The sequence below is a fragment of the Pelagerythrobacter marensis genome (genome assembly GCF_036700095.1).
In the GTDB taxonomy this organism is placed as follows: domain Bacteria; phylum Pseudomonadota; class Alphaproteobacteria; order Sphingomonadales; family Sphingomonadaceae; genus Pelagerythrobacter; species Pelagerythrobacter marensis_A.
Genome location: NZ_CP144918.1, coordinates 1,238,744 through 1,255,668 on the forward strand (window position 1 = coordinate 1,238,744; position 16,925 = coordinate 1,255,668).

The 16,925-nt window shown below is 67.2% G+C and carries 16 protein-coding genes and 2 tRNA genes; 8 read left to right on the forward strand and 10 right to left on the reverse strand.

Annotated elements, in window-relative coordinates:
• Positions 1–3: 3 nt before the first annotated feature.
• The 3 genes from V5F89_RS05750 to V5F89_RS05760 all read right to left on the reverse strand — a co-directional run bounded on the left by V5F89_RS05750 (position 4) and on the right by V5F89_RS05760 (position 3,071).
• The gene (locus tag V5F89_RS05750; RefSeq protein ID WP_338447285.1) at positions 4–798 is read right to left on the reverse strand and encodes a response regulator; all 795 of its coding nucleotides are present in this window, start codon (positions 796–798) and stop codon (positions 4–6) included.
• Between the two features lie 530 nt (positions 799–1,328).
• On the reverse strand, positions 1,329–1,760 hold the full coding sequence (locus V5F89_RS05755; protein WP_338447286.1) for a response regulator: 432 nt from the start codon (positions 1,758–1,760) through the stop codon (positions 1,329–1,331).
• Between the two features lie 153 nt (positions 1,761–1,913).
• Positions 1,914–3,071 (reverse strand): N-acetyltransferase, encoded by a 1,158-nt coding sequence (locus tag V5F89_RS05760; protein ID WP_338447287.1) that lies wholly within the window; start codon positions 3,069–3,071, stop codon positions 1,914–1,916.
• A gap of 141 nt (positions 3,072–3,212) precedes the next feature.
• On the opposite strand from V5F89_RS05760, the gene V5F89_RS05765 reads away from it, so the two are divergent.
• Positions 3,213–4,319: a fatty acid desaturase gene (locus V5F89_RS05765; RefSeq protein WP_338447288.1), complete on the forward strand. Its 1,107-nt coding sequence runs from the start codon at positions 3,213–3,215 to the stop codon at positions 4,317–4,319.
• Between the two features lie 101 nt (positions 4,320–4,420).
• Here the strand turns inward: V5F89_RS05765 and V5F89_RS05770 are convergent, their stop codons facing one another.
• From V5F89_RS05770 to V5F89_RS05795, 6 genes are all read right to left on the reverse strand, one after another.
• Positions 4,421–4,702 carry a hypothetical protein gene (locus tag V5F89_RS05770; RefSeq protein WP_338447289.1) on the reverse strand — a complete coding sequence of 94 codons (282 nt, stop codon included), beginning with the start codon at positions 4,700–4,702 and terminating at the stop codon, positions 4,421–4,423.
• A 101-nt stretch (positions 4,703–4,803) separates the two neighbouring features.
• Positions 4,804–5,901 carry an LPS export ABC transporter permease LptG gene (lptG, locus tag V5F89_RS05775; protein ID WP_338447290.1) on the reverse strand — a complete coding sequence of 366 codons (1,098 nt, stop codon included), beginning with the start codon at positions 5,899–5,901 and terminating at the stop codon, positions 4,804–4,806.
• A 9-nt stretch (positions 5,902–5,910) separates the two neighbouring features.
• Positions 5,911–7,137 carry an LPS export ABC transporter permease LptF gene (lptF, locus tag V5F89_RS05780; RefSeq protein ID WP_425334378.1) on the reverse strand — a complete coding sequence of 409 codons (1,227 nt, stop codon included), beginning with the start codon at positions 7,135–7,137 and terminating at the stop codon, positions 5,911–5,913.
• An 86-nt stretch (positions 7,138–7,223) separates the two neighbouring features.
• Positions 7,224–7,619 (reverse strand): ATP-dependent Clp protease adapter ClpS, encoded by a 396-nt coding sequence (gene clpS, locus V5F89_RS05785; RefSeq protein ID WP_338447291.1) that lies wholly within the window; start codon positions 7,617–7,619, stop codon positions 7,224–7,226.
• A gap of 222 nt (positions 7,620–7,841) precedes the next feature.
• Complete coding sequence (locus V5F89_RS05790) at positions 7,842–8,684, reverse strand: phasin family protein (protein WP_338447292.1); 843 nt, start codon at positions 8,682–8,684, stop codon at positions 7,842–7,844.
• A 704-nt stretch (positions 8,685–9,388) separates the two neighbouring features.
• Positions 9,389–11,248, reverse strand: coding sequence for a class I poly(R)-hydroxyalkanoic acid synthase (locus V5F89_RS05795; RefSeq protein ID WP_338447293.1), 1,860 nt, complete (start codon positions 11,246–11,248; stop codon positions 9,389–9,391).
• Between the two features lie 133 nt (positions 11,249–11,381).
• On the opposite strand from V5F89_RS05795, the gene V5F89_RS05800 reads away from it, so the two are divergent.
• The 3 genes from V5F89_RS05800 (at position 11,382) to V5F89_RS05810 (ending at position 14,031) form a co-directional block, all read left to right on the forward strand.
• A complete protein-coding gene (locus V5F89_RS05800; protein ID WP_338447294.1) occupies positions 11,382–12,587 on the forward strand; it encodes an LL-diaminopimelate aminotransferase in 1,206 nt (401 codons plus the stop codon).
• 225 nt (positions 12,588–12,812) lie between these two features.
• Positions 12,813–13,163 (forward strand): winged helix-turn-helix domain-containing protein, encoded by a 351-nt coding sequence (locus tag V5F89_RS05805; RefSeq protein ID WP_338447295.1) that lies wholly within the window; start codon positions 12,813–12,815, stop codon positions 13,161–13,163.
• Positions 13,164–13,224: 61 nt separating this feature from the next.
• Positions 13,225–14,031 (forward strand): crotonase/enoyl-CoA hydratase family protein, encoded by an 807-nt coding sequence (locus V5F89_RS05810; RefSeq protein WP_338447296.1) that lies wholly within the window; start codon positions 13,225–13,227, stop codon positions 14,029–14,031.
• A gap of 10 nt (positions 14,032–14,041) precedes the next feature.
• On the opposite strand, the gene V5F89_RS05815 is transcribed toward V5F89_RS05810, so the two are convergent.
• Positions 14,042–14,821 carry a thioesterase family protein gene (locus V5F89_RS05815; RefSeq protein ID WP_338447297.1) on the reverse strand — a complete coding sequence of 260 codons (780 nt, stop codon included), beginning with the start codon at positions 14,819–14,821 and terminating at the stop codon, positions 14,042–14,044.
• 200 nt (positions 14,822–15,021) lie between these two features.
• Here V5F89_RS05815 and V5F89_RS05820 point away from each other — a divergent pair.
• The 4 genes from V5F89_RS05820 (at position 15,022) to V5F89_RS05835 (ending at position 16,816) form a co-directional block, all read left to right on the forward strand.
• Positions 15,022–15,095 (forward strand) — tRNA-Cys (locus tag V5F89_RS05820).
• 60 nt (positions 15,096–15,155) lie between these two features.
• Positions 15,156–15,231, forward strand: a tRNA-Thr gene (locus V5F89_RS05825).
• Between the two features lie 152 nt (positions 15,232–15,383).
• On the forward strand, positions 15,384–15,860 hold the full coding sequence (locus V5F89_RS05830) for an RNA polymerase sigma factor (RefSeq protein ID WP_338447298.1): 477 nt from the start codon (positions 15,384–15,386) through the stop codon (positions 15,858–15,860).
• Positions 15,857–16,816, forward strand: coding sequence for a FecR family protein (locus V5F89_RS05835; RefSeq protein ID WP_338447299.1), 960 nt, complete (start codon positions 15,857–15,859; stop codon positions 16,814–16,816). The genes V5F89_RS05830 and V5F89_RS05835 overlap by 4 nt, the downstream gene beginning before the upstream one ends.
• The last annotated feature ends 109 nt before the right edge of the window (positions 16,817–16,925 follow it).

A 16,925-nucleotide genomic window follows, 5' to 3' on the forward strand; every position in this document is an offset into this window, starting at 1 on the left:
CGGTCAGCCCAGCGGCTGGCTGGAATTGAAGAACAGCGCCTGGCTGATCGCGGTGCGCACCGTGGCTTCCTTGAACGGCTTGGTCACCAGATAAGTCGGCTCGGGCCGGTCGCCGGTGAGCAGGCGTTCGGGGTAGGCGGTGATGAAGATCACCGGCACGCTGTCGAGCGCGAGAATATCGTCCACCGCGTCGAGGCCGGAGGACCCGTCGGCAAGCTGGATGTCGGCCAGCACGAGGCCCGGCGTGCGTTCGGCGACCACTTCCTGCGCTTGCGTGCGCGTGGCGGCCGTGCCGCAGATTTCGTGGCCGAGCGAAGTCACGAGGTCTTCGAGCTGCATCGATATCAGCGGCTCGTCCTCGATAATGAGTACGCTCGTGCTCGATTCGCGGTCGATTTCCTCGATCGCTTCCTGGACCAGCTTTTCCACCGAATCGCTGTCGAGATCCATGATCTCGGCCGTCTGGTCGATGGTGAAATCTTCCAGCGTCGTCAGCAGCAGGGCCTGGCGGTTGAGCGGGGTGATCGCGCTGAGCCGGTCGTGCGCGGCGCTTTCGTGGGCACCGGTTTCCGGTGCGTCTCCGGCCGTTTCCAGATAGGCGCTGGACCAGACCTTGTTGAATGCGCGGTAGAGCGGCACGCGCCCGTCGGCGAGCGATGCCTTCAGCTCGTCGTCGGCCAGCGCCGCTTCGAGTGTCTGGCGAACGAACGCGTCGCCGGTCGACTGCGATCCGGTCAACGCGCGGGCATAACGACGAAGGTACGGCAGATTGTTGGCTACCTGTTCTCCAAGCGGCATGTATTCCCTTCCCTAGAATGGCGTCGCTAGAACGCGCGCGCGTAGCATTGGTTCCAAAGGCGCGCTGGTGAACGACAAGTGCTTGTCGTGCAAGCATTCGGAGGCCTTTCGGCGGCGTCCGATCGGGGCCGCAAAAAAATTTGCGCCGGTGCGGGAACCAGGTTTTGGGTCGAACATTATCCCAATGTCACCGCCGAGACCCCCCTCCCGTCCAAGCGGCAGGTGATACGATCCCGAAGGGCCTCCGCTCAATGCGAGCGGAGGCCTTTTTTCTTTGGCGACTATGCCGTTGGCAAATCCGGCCAGGTCGTGTGGAGGAAGCCCATCCCTTGTCATCCTGAACTTGTTTCAGGATCCATTCTTCAAATCGCGCCGTCCTTGCTGGTGGCACGATAGATCCTGAAACAAGTTCAGGATGACGAAAAGGGGCCGGAGCGCCTCTTTGTCTACCGTATGGCCGGATTTGCAAAGGGCATAATCGCCTTTCCTTTGCCGTTGCAACTTCGTCTTCGGCGGGCGGCGGGAAGGGGTCACCCGGCGGGCTTGCGCAGTCGGGCGAGCAGCCCGCGCCGCGGCGGGGCGCAAATGGCCTGCACGAGATCGCGCGGGTCGTAAGGCTTTTCCAGGATCGCGCCGAGTTCGGCCACGCGGGGCGGAATCCGGTCCGGCGCGCCGGTGGAAAAGACGATCCGCGGCGCTTGCGGCCCGATGCTGCTGACCAGTTCGGCGATGGCCCAGCCGTCGTCGCGGTCGGCGAGCTGCACGTCGAGCACGATCACATCGGGGCGCGCGCGTCGCAGGGCCTCCAGCGCAGCATCGGTCGTATGGCAGATCTCGACCTGCCGGGCACCGGCGTCGAGCAGTTGCGCCTCTATCGCCAGCGAGAGGATCGCATCGTCTTCGACCACCAGCACGTGGTCCGGAACGCGCGGCGACGATCTTGTCCTGGGTGGCTTGTTCATGCTCACTTCAATCGACACGGGCGCCTCTGCCCCTGTCGCGAAACGGCGGGCATATTGCGCCAGTTCCCGCCGCCGGTCGGTTCTCCCGCACGGTGGCGCGCGCGCAACAGTTCGGTGCCGTTGCCGGGGCGTTACGGCGAAGGGGGCGAAGGGTCAGAGGGGCTTGCGATAGATCGCGTATTCGCGGTTGATCTCGCTCTCGATCGCATCGGCGATCGCGACCATGCCCTGGTTGTCTTCCAGGATCCAGCCGATCTCTCCGCGCTGCGTTCCGTTCGCGCGGGTCGTATCCTCGCGAATCGCGCTGATCATCATGAAGGCGAGCTGGCTGGCGAGCCGGGAATTGTGAAATTCCTTCAGCACCCCCATCAGCGGCACGCGGGCCACGCGCGCGCGCGGCTTGCGCAGCCAGCGCAGCATCGTCAGCCAGCCGAAGGGAAACAGCTTCCCCCCGATCCGGGCAAGCGGCTCGTTCGCGTTGGGCAGGGCCAGCATGAAGGCGACCGGCTTGCCGTCGAGTTCGGCGATGCGCGTCAGTTCCTCGCGCACCAGCGGGCGCAGCTTCTTCGCGCCATAGGCGATCTCGCGCTCGGTGAAGGGGACGAAGCCCCAGTTCTTCGACCAGGCATCGTTGAGGATATGCAGCACGGTGCGCACGTCCTGCGTATAGTTGGCATGATCCACCGGGCGAATCCTGATCCGCGGATTGCGCTGCCCCGACTTGACGATCCGGCGCACGAGCGGGGGGAAGTCCTCGGTGACGTCGAGCGCGTAAGTGAACAGCCGCTTGGCCACCTCGTACCCCGCGCCTTCGATATATTCGCGATAGCGGGCCGGGTGGTGGCCCATCAGCACGGTGGGCGGCTGATCGTGCCCGGCGATCAGCAGGCCCGGCTCTTCCCACATCGACAGCGAGATGGGGCCGAGCACGCGGGTCATCCCCCGCTCGCGCAGCCAGCGTTCGGCTTCGGCCAGCAGGGCGCGTGCCGCGGGCTCGTCGTCGGCGTCGAAGTAACCGAAGATGCCGGTGCCGGGGCCGAAGCCCTGTTCCGGTGGCATGTCCAGCATCAGCCGGTCGATGCAGGCGGCGATCCGCCCGACCGCCCGACCGCCCCGGCGCGCGATGAACAGCTGCACTTCGGCATGGTCGAACAGCGGGTTCTTCTTCGGGTCGAGCAGTTCCATCTGCTCGCCGCGCAACTGGGGCACGGCATGGGGCGTTTCGGCGGAAAAGCGGCGGCCCAGGTCGACGAACGCCGCACGCCCCGACTTGCCGTCAACCGGTTCGATCACTATTTCGGCGTCTGTCACGGGCCATCCTGTTCAGTTTGGGTTAGCCCTGTGTGTGCTTGCTGCGGCTTGTCAAGCGACAGCGATATTCGCGCCCCGTGCCGGCGATTGTTCCGTCGGCGGCGTTTTTGCTGTAGACGCGGCTTTCCGGGAAACACGACCATGAACCTGCATCAGACGATCGATCCTGCCGATATCGCGGCTCCGCCGCCTGCGGCGCGCGTGGCGGGCAAGGCTGCGATCGCGGACGACAAGGCGATGCTGCGCGCCGCGCGCGACCTGACGAAGGATCTCGCCGCCGCGCGGCCCGCGATTTACTGGACCGACACGCTGCTATCGGCGGGCCTCGGCTATGGCGCGCTCGCGGGTGCGATCCTGGTGGAAAGCGTTCCGCTGGCGATCGCGCTGGGCGTGGTCGCCGCGCTGGCGCTCTATCGCGCGCTGCTGTTCATCCACGAGCTGTCGCATATCCACCGCGACGCGCTGCCCGGTTATCGCCTGGCGTGGAACCTGCTGGTCGGCATTCCGGTGCTGACCCCGTCGTTCATGTACGAAGGGGTGCACACGCTGCATCACGCGCGCACCCGGTATGGCACGGTGGAGGACCCGGAGTACCTGCCGCTTGCGCTGATGAAGCCGTGGAGCCTGCCGCTGTTCGTCGCCGTGGCGCTGCTGGCGCCGCCCGCGCTGCTGTTCCGCTTTGCCGTTCTGGTGCCACTGGGCGCGGTCTTTCCCGCGGTGCGCAAGCTGGTGTGGGAGCGGTTCTCCGCGCTGTCGATCAACCCCGAATTCCGCCGCCGCCCGCCCGAAGGCGAGTTGCGCAAGCGGGTTTTCTGGCAGGAGCTGGGCGGCAGCCTGTGGGCGATCGCGCTGATCGCCAGCACGTTCGCGATCGGCTGGCGCCCGCTGCTGATTGCGCTGGCGGTGCTGTCGCTCACCGCGGTGCTCAACCAGCTGCGCACACTGGTCGCGCATTTGTGGGAGAACGACGGCGAACCGATGACGGTAACCGCGCAGTTCCTCGATTCGGTCAACGTGCCCCCGCCGGGCTGGATGGCGGAGATCTGGGCGCCGGTCGGCCTGCGCTATCACGCGCTGCATCACCTGCTGCCGAGTATGCCCTATCACTCGCTGGGCGAGGCGCATCGCCGGCTCGCCGCGCACCTGGGGACCGATTCGACTTATGCCGGGGCGAACCATCCGGGCATGGTCCCGCTGGTCATGCGCATTGCCCGCAGCACGATGGGCAGGCGCCGGACCGGGGCCTGACGCGGGCGCGCGCCGGCGGGCAGAGCCAGGCGGACAGAAAAACGGGCCGCGCTCCGGTTTGGAGCGGCGGCCCTTTTTCCTGTCGGCGGCGGATCGCCGGGTCAGTCCGTTTCGACCCTCAGCGACGGATCGCCGTCGACATCCGCGCGCACGCGGGTCTTGTCATCGCCGATGTCGGCTTCGACGCCGCTTTCGTCGATCGACACCGTGTCGCCGCGCTCTTCGGCCGGTTGTTCGGTGACGGCGGGGGTTTCCTCGGCCGCCGGAAGCACGGTCTCGTCGGCCACGGTGTCGGTTTCCGTCGGCGTCGGCGCATTGGCCTCGCTGCACGCGCCGAGCGCGAATACGCTGGCGGCGAGAACGGGCAGGGCGAGCGTCTTCATATCGCGTCTCCTCGATAGCGGCACTATGGCGATAGACTCGCGAGCCGGCGGCGCGGTTCCGCCAGCGGGCGTGGGCCGGCGCCGCCGCGACGAGACCGGCGCTATTCCTCGGTGCGGATCAGCACGGTTTCGCCGACCAGCAGGAACAGGAAGAACGGCGCCCAGGCCGCGAGGAAGGGGGGGTATCCGCCGAAGCTGCCCATCGCCAGCGCGGCGTTGTCGATCACGAAATAGGCGAAGCCCAGCGCCATCGCGATAATCGCGCGCAGGAACAGCTGGCCCGACCGCGCGAGGCCGAAGGCGGCGATCGCGCCCAGCAGCGGCATCAGGAAGGCCGAAAGCGGGCCGGAAAACTTGTGCCACCATTTGGCGCGCAGTTCGTCGGTCTGGCGACCGCTTTCCTCGTAGGCCATGATCGAACGATAGAGCGGCACCACGCCCAGCGTATCGGGATCGACGCTCTCCAGCTCGATCCGGGCCGGGGTCAGCCCCCTGGCGACGACCAGGCTGTCGAGCCGGGTCGTGTCGACCGTGGCGACGTCGAACCGCTCCACCTGCTCCAGCCGCCATCCTGGCGCGGCATAGCTGGCGGTCTGCGCGCGCGCCTGCTCGATCAGCGCGCTGCCTTCGCCGCGCCGGTACCAGGTCACCCCGCGCATACGGATGTTCTCGCCCGTGCCCCACAGCGATGCGGCGGTGAGCACGTCGTTCCCCTCGGTAAAATAGACATTCGCGCGCACGCCCGACTCCTCGGGCATCGCGCCGAAGTCGTTCGCTTCCCACGCCTTGAGCGTGGCCGTGGCGCGGGTGACGACGACCTCGTTGAAAGCGAAGCTGATCGCCGAAACCCCCGCCGCGGTCAGCAGCAGCGGCGCCAGCACCTGATGCGCGGAAAGGCCGGCGGCCTTCATCGCGATCACTTCGCTGTTCTGGTTGAGCGTGACCAGCGCGATGATCGTCGCCAGCAGGACCGAATAGGGCAGGAAACGCGCGACAAGCTGGGGCACCCGCAGGGTGACATAAGTCCACAGCTCGCCCTGGCCATTGCCCGGCGCGGCCAGGATCTTGCCGCTGGTGCTGAGCAGGTCGAGCATCATCAGCACGAGCACGAGGACGGCCAGCATCGCCACGATCCGCACGACGAACAGCTTCGCCAGGTAAAGCGTCAGCGTGCGCGAGGGGAAGAAATCGAGCTGCATTGCCGGGCCTTATTCCGCCGGAGCCATCTCGCCGGGGCGCGGCCGGCGCCGGCGGCCGAACAGCTTGCGCAGGCGCTCCGCCAGCTTGGCGAAGGCCGTTTCCAGCGCGCCGATCGGCTGCCCGCCGGGGACATAGGCGACCTTGTGATACATCCACACGATCAGCGCCGCGAACACCGCGAACGGCACCCACAGCGCCAGGACCGGGTCGAACCGGCCGAGCGCGGCGATATCCTCGCCATACTGGTTCACCTTGTGATAGGCGACGACCATCACGATCGACACGAACACGCCCAGCGCGCTGGTCGATCGCTTGGGCGGGATCGCCAGCGCCACCGCCAGCAGCGGCATCAGGGCCATCATCACCACTTCGACCATGCGGAAATTGAAACTGGCCTGGCTGGCGTCGCGCTTGGCCTGGGTCGTGCTGTCGCTCCACCCGATCTTGAGCAGTTCGGGCAGGATATATTCGCGCTCGGCATCGCCGCGTTCGCGGAACGCCTCGATCTGCGGCAGGTCGATCGGCAGGTCGTGCCGGGTGAAGCTGAGCACGCGCGGGGTGGTGTTGCCGGTGTCCTGCACGATCGTGCCGTCGGTCAGCCGCAGGATGATCGTGTCGGGGCTGTCGGTCGTCGCGAGGAAGGCCCCCTCGCGCGCGGAGATGGACAGGACCTGCCCCTTCTCGTCCGCGACTCGCGCGAAAATGCCCTGCAGCCGCCGCCCCTCGTCTTCGCTCGCCTCGATCCTCAGCGCCATGCGATCGGCCAGGGTGGTGAACTCGCCCACCTTGATCGAGGCGCCCAGCGCGCCGGAACGCAGTTCGTATTCGAGCTGTTCGTAATAATAGCGGCTGACCGGCTGGACGTAGAAGACGAGCGCGACGTTCACCGCCATCAGCACCGCGGTGATGATATAGGGCACGCGCAGCAGGCGGCCATAGCCGAGGCCGACGGCGCGCATCACGTCGAGCTCGCTCGATGTCGCCAGCTTGCGGAAGGCGAGGAGGATGCCGAGCAGCAGCCCGAGCGGAATCGCCAGGCTGGCATATTCGGGGATCAGCGCGCCGAGCATCTTGAACACGACGCCGATCGGCCCGCCTTCGACCGCGACGAAATCGAACAGGCGCAGCATCTTGTCGAGCAGCAGCAGCGAGGCGGCGATCGCGAACACGCCTAGCATCGGCAGCATCACCAGCCGGAAGATATAGCGGTCGAGGGAGGGGATCGATTTCAGCAAGGGTCCGGCTCGGGGTGGTTCGCCGATGCCCTAGCGCGAATTGCGCTGCCGGTCATGCCCCAACGGCGCAGGAACGGGCCGATCGGTCAGGCCTTTTCCAGCGTGCACTGCAGCGGGTGTTCGTTCTGGCGCGCGAAATCCATCACCTGGTTCACTTTGGTTTCCGCCACTTCGTAAGGGAAGATCCCGCAGACCCCCACGCCGCGCTGGTGGACGTGGAGCATGACCCGCGTGGCCTGTTCCATGTCCATGCGGAAAAACCGCTTGAGGCACATGACGACGAATTCCATCGGAGTGTAATCGTCGTTGAGCATCAGAACCTTGTACTGGCTCGGCTTCTGCGGCCGGGTTCGGGTCCGGGTGGCGATGCCGACCTGGCCGTCGCCTTCGCCCCCGCCCGGTCCGCCGTCGGGCGAATCGCCATCGCCCGCGCACAGCGGGCGCAGGGGCATCGTCTGCAAGGGATATCGGTCGATCGGCATGGGACAATGAATATCGTATCGTATCCGGCATTCGCAAGTAGGGCGTGCCGGTGCAGCTATCGCATGGCGCGGTTGCGGGACGATTAATGCCCCGCCCGGCCCGTCGGCAAAAGGGGAAACGCAAAACGAAACGGGCCGGCCAGCGTGGTGGCTGGCCGGCCCGTGCCGTGTTCATGGTGCCGGGGCCTGCCGCGAGGGAGGCGCGGCCTGCCCGGCGCGCGATCAGGCCGCGGTGGTGCGGGCCTTTTCCATCGCCAGGCTGACGCGGCTGGAAAGCGGCGCAGCGACGTCGCCGGCGAGCTTGACCCAGGCTTCGGTCGCCTTCGAGAACTGCGCGACGGCGGCATCGAAGTTGCGGCTGGCGATCTGGCCCTGGAGCTGGACGAAGTCGGTCGGCGACTTGACCGCGGCGAATTCCTTCGCGTCGGCGGTCATCGTCTCGACGGCGGACTTGCTGTCCTCGACTGCGGCCCGGGTCAGGTCCTGCAGGCCGGCGGCGAAGATCTTGCCCGATTCGACCATCGCCTCGAGGTTGCCCTTCGAGAATTCGCGCGCCTCCGCGGCATATTCGGCGCTCTTCTCGTAAGCGGTCTGGGCGTGGGTCTGAAGTTCGGCGAGGCCTTCCTTCATCTGCGCGGCGTAATCGGTGCTGGTCTGGGTCTTGGACATGTCGGTTTCCTTCGAACGGGGTTGGGCCGCGACTTTCGCCGCCGGCTGGGAAGCGGCGGCCTTCTTCGCGGCGGTTTTCTTGGTTGCGGTCTTTTTGGCAGTGGCTTTCTTCGCGGCGGTCTTCGCGACCGGCGCCGTCTTCGATTTCGAATCGCCGGCCGGCGTCTTCTTCGACGGGGCGGGCGACGGGGTCGTTTCGGTCTCGGTCTTCTCGGTCTTCATGGCAGTCGTGGTCTCGCTGTCGGCGGGCGTTGCGGGCTTGCCCGAAGCGGCGGGCGCCGCATTCCCCGTCTTCGCATCGCCCGTCCCGGCGATCCGGGCGTTCTGGCTGGCTGCGGCTTCGGCGTAAGCCTTCTCGGCCGCTGCGTCGTTGCTGGCTTCATCCTGCGTCGCCATTACGATCATCCTGTGCCTGCGGGTTCCATACCCGGCCTATGCTTCGGTTATGTTGCACTGCACAAAATAGGTGAGCGGTGCGCGAAGTCAAGCGATTTTTGTGCAGTGCAGCATGTGGCGCGAAGGCCGCGCAAACGGCGCGGGATGCGACCGGGCATCCGGCGGCGAACCCGGACCATGACGCCTGGTGGAAAAGCAGATCGCGCGGCCGGTGCGCCGCCGGATGGCGGATCGCGGGGCAACGGGCGAAGGGCTTTTGGCGAACGGCCGGGTCGCGCCATCGCTCGCGTCCGGCTCGGCCCGATAATCCGCGAACGGGGTGCCCTGCGTCGGTGGGGGCTCGCTGCCACGACCGCAGGTGTATGCGGCTTGCGCCGCATCGCTGCCGGGCCTGGTCGTTCCCGCCCAAGGACCGCCGCCGCGTACTCCCGGCCGATGCCGGGGACTGCCGGGGCGGCCTCGGCGGGCGAGGGCCCGCGCATCCATTCGCGGTGTCCGGCGAAGTCACCGAGCTCGGCAGCAAAGTGTGCCGCCGCCCCGCGCGCTCCGCACCGGCCACGCTGCCCGCCGTGAGGCGCGACGGGCAAAGGAGGAAGCACGGTCGACCGCGCGCTCCCGATCCGGGACCGACATATAACCAAGTCGGTTACGATGTCAAGACCAAAGTTCCACTTTCGGCGCGCGTGCCGCGGCCTGCCGCCGTGTCACCGCATCATGACATAGCGTCCGGGCGCGTCCTCGACGACTTTGTCGCCGCGGCCGCCGGGCTTGCGCTTGCCTTTCGCCGGCACTCTGGCGTCGTCGCGCCGCGCCAGCCATTCGAGCCAGTGCGGCCACCACGAACCGGGATGCTCCTGCGCGCCGTCGACGAATGCCTCCAGCGACGGGGCCGCGCTGTCGCCGGTCCAGTACCGGTACTTGTTCGCCGCGGGCGGATTGACCACGCCGGCGATATGGCCCGACCCGGCGAGCACGAAGGTGGTATCGCCGCGGAAATGGCGGGTGGCGCGCCAGACGCTTTCGGCCGGGGCGATATGATCCTCGCGCCCGGCCTGGATGAACACCGGGGTCTCGATCCGGGTCAGGTCGATCGGCGTCCCGTCGGCTTCCAGCGCGTCGGGCACGACCAGCTTGTTGTCGCGATAGAGATCGCGCAGGTAATCGCCGTGCCACTTCGCGGGCAGGTTGGTCACGTCGCCGTTCCAGTGCAGCAGGTCGAAGGCCGGGTAATCTTCCCCCAGCAGGTAGTTGTTGACGACGTAGTTCCAGATCAGGTCCTTGCCGCGCAAGGCGTTGAAGGTCGCGGCCATATAGCGCCCGTCGAGATAGCCTTCGGGCGAGAGCTTGCCGATCATTTCGAGCTGCGCCCCGTCGACGAAGCTGCGCAACTCGCCGGCCTTTTCGAAATCGACCTGCGCGGTGAAGAACGTCGCGCTGGCCACTTTGTCCGCCTCGCCCCGCCGCGCGAGGATCGCCAGCGTCGCGGCCAGCGTCGTGCCCGCTACGCAATAGCCGATCGCGTGGACCGCGGGGACGCGCAGCCGCGCGCGGACATGGTCGATCGCGTCGATCTGGGCGCGGATATAGTCGTCCCAGACAACGTCCTTCATGCTGGCGTCGGCCGATTTCCAGCTGACCATGAACACGCTCAGCCCCCGATCCACCGCCCATTTGACGAAGCTCTTCTTCGGCGAAAGGTCGAGGATGTAGAAGCGGTTGATCCACGGGGGGAAGATCACCAGCGGCACGGCCAGGACGTCCGGGGTCGAAGGGCTGTACTGGATCAGCTGGTAGAGCGGGGTTTCGTGCACCACCTTGCCGGGCGTGGTGGCGAGGTTTTCGCCCAGCGCGAAGGCCCCGGCATCGGTATGCGTCAGCTGGCCGCGCCGCAAGTCGGCGATCAGGTGCTGCATACCCTTGACCAGATTCTGTCCGGAGGTTTCGACCGTCCGTTTCAGCACGACCGGATTGGTGGCGAGGAAATTGTCCGGGCTCATCGCATCGAGCAGGGCCTGGGTGGCGAGGGCAAGCTGGCCCTTCTGCTCATCGGGAACGCCGTCGACTTCCCGCGCGGCGCGGGTGAAGTGGTCGGCCAGCATCAGGTACGTCTGGTGCAGCAGCGCATAGGCCGGATGTTCGCGCCAGGCCGGGTCGGCGAAGCGCCGGTCCTGCCGCGGGAGGGCGGGCGCGCCCTTCTCGCGGCCGGCCGCGTCGCCGTCGCCGCCGTCGAGCATCGCCCCGGCGACGCTCTGCCACAGCTCCACCCCCTCGGCCATCATGCGCTGCGCGGCGGCGGGGTCGAACGGGGCGGAGCCGGTCCAGCCCTGCGCCATCAGCATCCAGTGCGCCGGATCGAGGGGGTTGGCCGGATCGCCGCCGCCGGCCAGCCGCTCCTGGACGAAATCGAACCACATCGTGCGCAGCTGCTCGGCCGTTTCGGTCCATTGCGTCACGTCCCCGCCGGCCGGCGCGCCTGCCGGGCCGGCGAACCGGCCGATCATCTCGCGCATCGCCTCCGCCTGCATGTCGAAGAAAGTCGCAAACGGGTCCTGGCGTTCGGGCATCGATGCGCTCCCTCGAAGTCGCGGTTCGTCCCACAATAGCCAAAAGCGCATTTCGCCGCGACCGCTATTCGGTTACGATTCGTATGCGCGAGGTTTTCTCGCGTTCCGCCAACACCGTAACGAGATGAGGTCGATGGACACCGAATTCTACCGCATGAAGCGCCTGCCGCCCTACGTGATCGCCGAAGTCAACGCGATGCGGCACGCGGCACGGCGCGCGGGACGGGACATTATCGACCTGGGGATGGGCAATCCCGACCAGCCGCCGCCCGCCCATGTGATCGAGAAGCTGTGCGAAGTCGCGGCCAAGCCCGACGCGCACGGCTATTCGCAGTCGAAGGGCATTCCCGGCCTGCGCCGCGCCCAGGCGAATTATTATGGCCGGCGCTTCGGGGTCGATCTCGATCCCGAAACCGAAGTGGTGGTGACGATGGGGTCGAAGGAAGGGCTGGCCAGTCTCGCCACCGCGATCACCGCGCCGGGCGACGTCGTGCTGGCGCCCAACCCCAGTTACCCGATCCACACGTTCGGCTTCATCATCGCCGGCGCGACGATCCGCAGCGTGCCGACCACGCCCGACGAGCACTATTTCCGCAGCCTGGAAAAGGCGATGTATTTCACCGTTCCGCGGCCCAGCGTGCTGGTGGTCAATTACCCCTCCAACCCGACGGCGGAGGTGGTGGACCTCGCGTTCTACGAACGGCTGGTCGCCTGGGCGAAGGAGAACAAGGTCTGGATCCTGTCCGACCTCGCCTATTCGGAGCTGTATTTCGACGGCAACCCGACTCCCTCGATCATGCAGGTGAAGGGGGCGAAGGATGTCGCGGTCGAATTCACCTCGATGTCGAAGACCTATTCGATGGCCGGCTGGCGCATGGGCTTTGCCGTCGGCAACCGCAATCTGATCGCGGCGATGAGCCGGGTGAAATCTTACCTCGATTACGGAGCTTTTACCCCGATCCAGGCCGCCGCCTGCGCCGCGCTCAACGGCCCGCAGGATATCGTCGAGACCAACCGCCAACTCTATCACAAGCGGCGCGATGTCATGGTCGAGGCTTTCGGCCGCGCGGGGTGGGACATTCCGCCGCCCCGGGCGTCGATGTTCGCCTGGGCCCCGCTGCCGCCCGCGCTGCGGGAGATGGGGAGCCTCGAATTTTCCAAGCAGCTGCTGACCCATGCCGACGTCGCGGTCGCGCCCGGCGTCGGCTATGGCGAGGAGGGCGAGGGATATGTGCGCATCGCGATGGTGGAGAACGAACAGCGCCTGCGCCAGGCGGCGCGCAACGTGAAGCGCTACTTCGCCTCGCTCGGCATCAACGCCGCCGCCGGCACCGGCTGACGGCGTTTCCCGCGCGATTGCCTTCGGATCGGATGCAGCGGGCGTTGACGCTGCACCCGCGCGCTTCCTAGAGTCGCTTTCATCGAGACGGCACCGGGCCGGTGCCGCCTCAGCCTTGCTGAAAACAACTCCGGCCGGCCGCCGCAAGACTGTGCGGCCGGGGGAACTTATGGAAAGCGGGGTCGGGACGTGACGTGGTGCGGCGAGGAGACGGATTTTTCGTCGTTGCCGCGCACCATCCGGGCGGGGCCGGCGCTGCTCGACATGTTCCATCGCGACGCCCAGGTGGGCGCGCGCTGGCTGGGCCTTCACCCGCGCGAATTTGCGGTGCTGTGGCATCTGGCCGAACGCGCGGGCGAACCGGTCTCGCGCAGGCAGCTTCTCCGGCAGGTCTGGCGGCTGGAATTCGATCCGGCGACCAATCGCGTGGCAGTGGCCGTATGCCGGATCAGGGCCTGCCTGCGCGCGGTGGGGGTCGAGGGCCTGATCGCGACCGTTCCCGCGCGCGGCTATCTGCTGCGCGTCGCCAACGAAGCGCTGGACAGCCCCGAACGCTTGCGCGACGATGCCGCCTGACAGTCGATCCCGCGCGCCGCGCGCCGGATCGAACCGAACGGCAGAAGAGGCGGGGACGAACATGGAATTTCGCGAGAACGAGCGGGTGTCGGTCGAACTCGGGGGCGACGGGGTGGCGCAAGTGCGGCTGACCCGGCCCGACAAGATGAACGCGCTCGACCCGGAAATGTTCGCCCGCATCGTCGAGGCGGGGCAGGCGCTCTACGAAATGAAGGGCCTGCGCGCGGTCGTGCTTTCGGGCGAAGGGCGGGCGTTCTGCGCGGGGCTGGACCTGTCGAATTTCGCGAAGCCGCGCGACCCCGATGCGCCCCGGCTCACCGAGCGCACGCACGGCAACGCCAACTTGTTCCAGCAGGTGGCGATGCAGTGGCGCAAGCTGCCGGTGCCGGTGATCGCGGCGGTCCACGGCGTGTGCTTCGGCGGCGGGTTGCAGATCGCCAGCGGGGCGGACATCCGCGTCGCCGCGCCCGACACGCGCATGGCGATCATGGAGATGAAATGGGGCCTCGTGCCCGACATGGCCGGCTTCGCGCTCTGGCGCGGGCTGGTCCGCGACGACGTGCTGCGCGAGCTGGTCTATACCAATCGCGAATTCAGCGGCGAGGAAGCGCGCGAGCTGGGCCTGGCGACCCATGTCGATGCCGATCCCGTCGCCCGCGCGACCGCGATCGCGCACGAAATCGCCAACCGCAGCCCCCACGCGATCCGCGCCGCCAAGCGCCTCTTCGCGGCAATGACCGACCGCCCGACCGACGAAATCCTGCTCGAGGAAAGCATCGAGCAGCACAAGGTCATGCGCACGCCCAATCAGGTCGAGGCGGTCATGGCCGGAATGGAGAAGCGGCCGCCGAAGTTCGCCGACGTGTAAGCCGGCCGGATCAGCCGAAAATCGCCGCCGCCTGCATCGCGTCGAGCACTTGCCGGCCGTCGGCGTTCCACAGCCGCAGCCGTTCGGAGGAATAGCCTTCGTCGGCATGCTGGCTGGCGTTTTCGGACAGCCACCAGCCCTCGCGCGTCGCGGGCGCGGTGTCGAGCAGGTTGAACGACCAGTTGATCGAGCTGACCGGCCCCTGCCGCTGCATTGCGCGCATCGCGCCCGGCGGCAGGACGTCGCCCATCAGGATCAGCTCGGACACCGGGTCCAGCAGGTCGCGCTGGGTCAGCCGCGCCCATCGGCGCACCACCGGCGCGCCCGGGCCGCGCTCCTCCTGCGCCCGGCGCAGTTCGAAATTGTTGCGAATGAACGCCGGGCCCGCATCGGTCATGACCGGTTCCGCCCCTTCCGGCCCGCCGGGCCAGTTTTCCGGCTTGGCGGCGGGGTGAACCGCATTGGGCTCGCGCGCGGTCCCGAACAGCCACAGCGCGGTCAGCGCACACCGATCGTCGACCCAGATCTCGCTGCGGACCTGCGCGACGTTGCGCCCCTGGCGCACGATCTCGCGCCGAAGCTCGATCTCGCCGCCGACCGGGGCCACAAAGCCCACCTGCGCCGCGCGCAGCGGCGGGAGATCGGGGAAAGCGCGAATCGCGGCGGTATAGGCCACCAGGGCCGAGGCCCCGCCGTAAAGCGTGCGGCCCTGCATCCAGGCCTCGGCCTGCGACAGGTTGGCGGGGCCGCCGGCGGCGGTGACGGGGTCGATCAGGCTGGCAATGCTCATGCGCGCCAGCTTTACGTATTCGTCAGGCCCGGTCCAGACTGACGTTACGGAAGGTCGCAGGAGCGAAGGGCCGCAGCACCTCTTGCCGCCGCCCGCGCAGAGCATTCCCTGCGCCGCCCGTGCAGCTAACCGATTGCCTTGGCGCGGCCGAGCCGCTAGGGGGCCGCTTCCTTTTGCATTCCGCCGATGCAAGGGGACGAGGCCCGATGGCGGAGTGGTTACGCAGAGGACTGCAAATCCTTGCACGCCGGTTCGATTCCGGCTCGGGCCTCCACTCTTCGCGAAGCCAGGCATTGCGGCCCGCCCGCGGTGCCGATAAAGGCCCGCGATCAGTGCCGCTTTAGCTCAGTTGGTAGAGCACATCATTCGTAATGATGGGGTCACGTGTTCGAGTCACGTAAGCGGCACCATTCCTTTCAAGCGTTCGATTCGCACCCACCGCGCACGGGCGGCTCCCGGCAGCGCTTGTCCGTTCGCCGGGTCGCGCAGCGGATTGCCCGTATATGCTACCGGTGAAGATCGCGGGCTGGTTGTGGTCCGGCTTCTCCCCTAAGAGCGCGGCATGCACCCCGATCGTGAAGCCATGGCCAAGACCATACGTGCTTTGCTCAGGCGCGGCGTCTCGCCGGAGGATGCGGAAGATTTCGTCCAGTCCGCGTACCTGCGGCTTTCGGAGCAGCAGGCAAAAGGCAAAGTGCAGGCGCCATCGGGATTCCTGTACCGGACGGCCATGAACCTGTCGATCGACGACGGCCGGCGGAAAAGGCGCTGGTCGGGGAGCGACCGGCCGGTCGAAGACCTGCCGATCGCCGATCCCGCACCGCTTCCCGATGCGGTTTTGGAAGGTCGTAAACGTCTAGAGAAACTGGAGGCCGGCTTCTCGGCCCTCGATGAACGCACGCGCGCCATCGTGAAGGCGCAGAAGCTGGAGATGCTTTCGGTTGCAGAGATCGCCCGCCGCGAAGGTCTGAGCGTGAGTGCAGTGGAGAAGCGGCTGAGAAAGGGAATGTTGTTTCTGATGACCTGGATGGAAGAATGAGCGGTTCATCGGATCAACCGACGCGCGAGGATGTCGCCGCGATGGAGGCGGCAAGCTGGTTTGCCGGCAACCGGACGTCCGCGTCCGCGGAAACCGCGGAAGATTTCGATTCCTGGCTGTCGGCCGATTCGGCCAACCAGGCCGCCTATGCCGCCGCCGAAGCGATCTGGTCGGACCTCGACACGGTCCTGGCCCCGTACAGGGAGCCCGCTCCGGCAAGCGTGCCGCCACGGTCCGGTTTCCTGGCCAAGGGGGCAGGCCGGTGGGCCGCGCTCGGTGCCGCCTGCATTGCCATTCTGCTGGCCACTGTCTTCTTCCTGCGCCCCGGCGGGGAAATGTTCTCGACCGCGGTCGGTGCGCAGCAGGTCGCCGTGCTGGACGATGGCACGCGGGTTTCGCTCAACACCGCGACCAGGCTGAAGGTATCGTACGGGGACCAGCGGCGCGTCGTTCGTTTCGACCATGGCGAGGCGCTGTTCGACGTGGCGCGCGACCCCGCGCGTCCCTTCGTCGTTGCGGTCGACGACTATCGGGTGACTGCCCTCGGCACGTCCTTCGTGGTTCGCCGCGACGCGAAAGGGGCCTGGGTCACCCTGATCGAGGGGAGCGTGCGCGTGACCGGCGCCGGCGCCGGGGAGACGGTCCTGAAGCCGGGTGAACGGCTGATGTTCGCCGACGATGCGACACGGATAGATCGCCCGGAACTGAACAGGCTGACCGCCTGGCGGCACGGCGAACTGGTGTTCGACCGGACCCCGCTGCCCGAGGCGGTCTACGAGATCAACCGGTACACCGATACGCCGATCGTCGTGAACGATCCGCAGGCCCGCAGCCGCCATGTGACAGGCTCTTTCCGCGTTCACCGAAGCGAGGAGTTCGCGAAGAGCATCGCCGCGCTTTACGGCTTGAAGGCCGAGCGGCGCGAGGATTCGATCGTGCTCGAGCCGGCCCGCTAAAAAAATTTTTCGCAGATGATGCGGATTGGCCGGGGCCGAACGTCTACAGACAGTCCGCCGCATGGCGGGCAGCGGAATCCGGCGCCGAAATCTTTCACTGCCGTGAAAG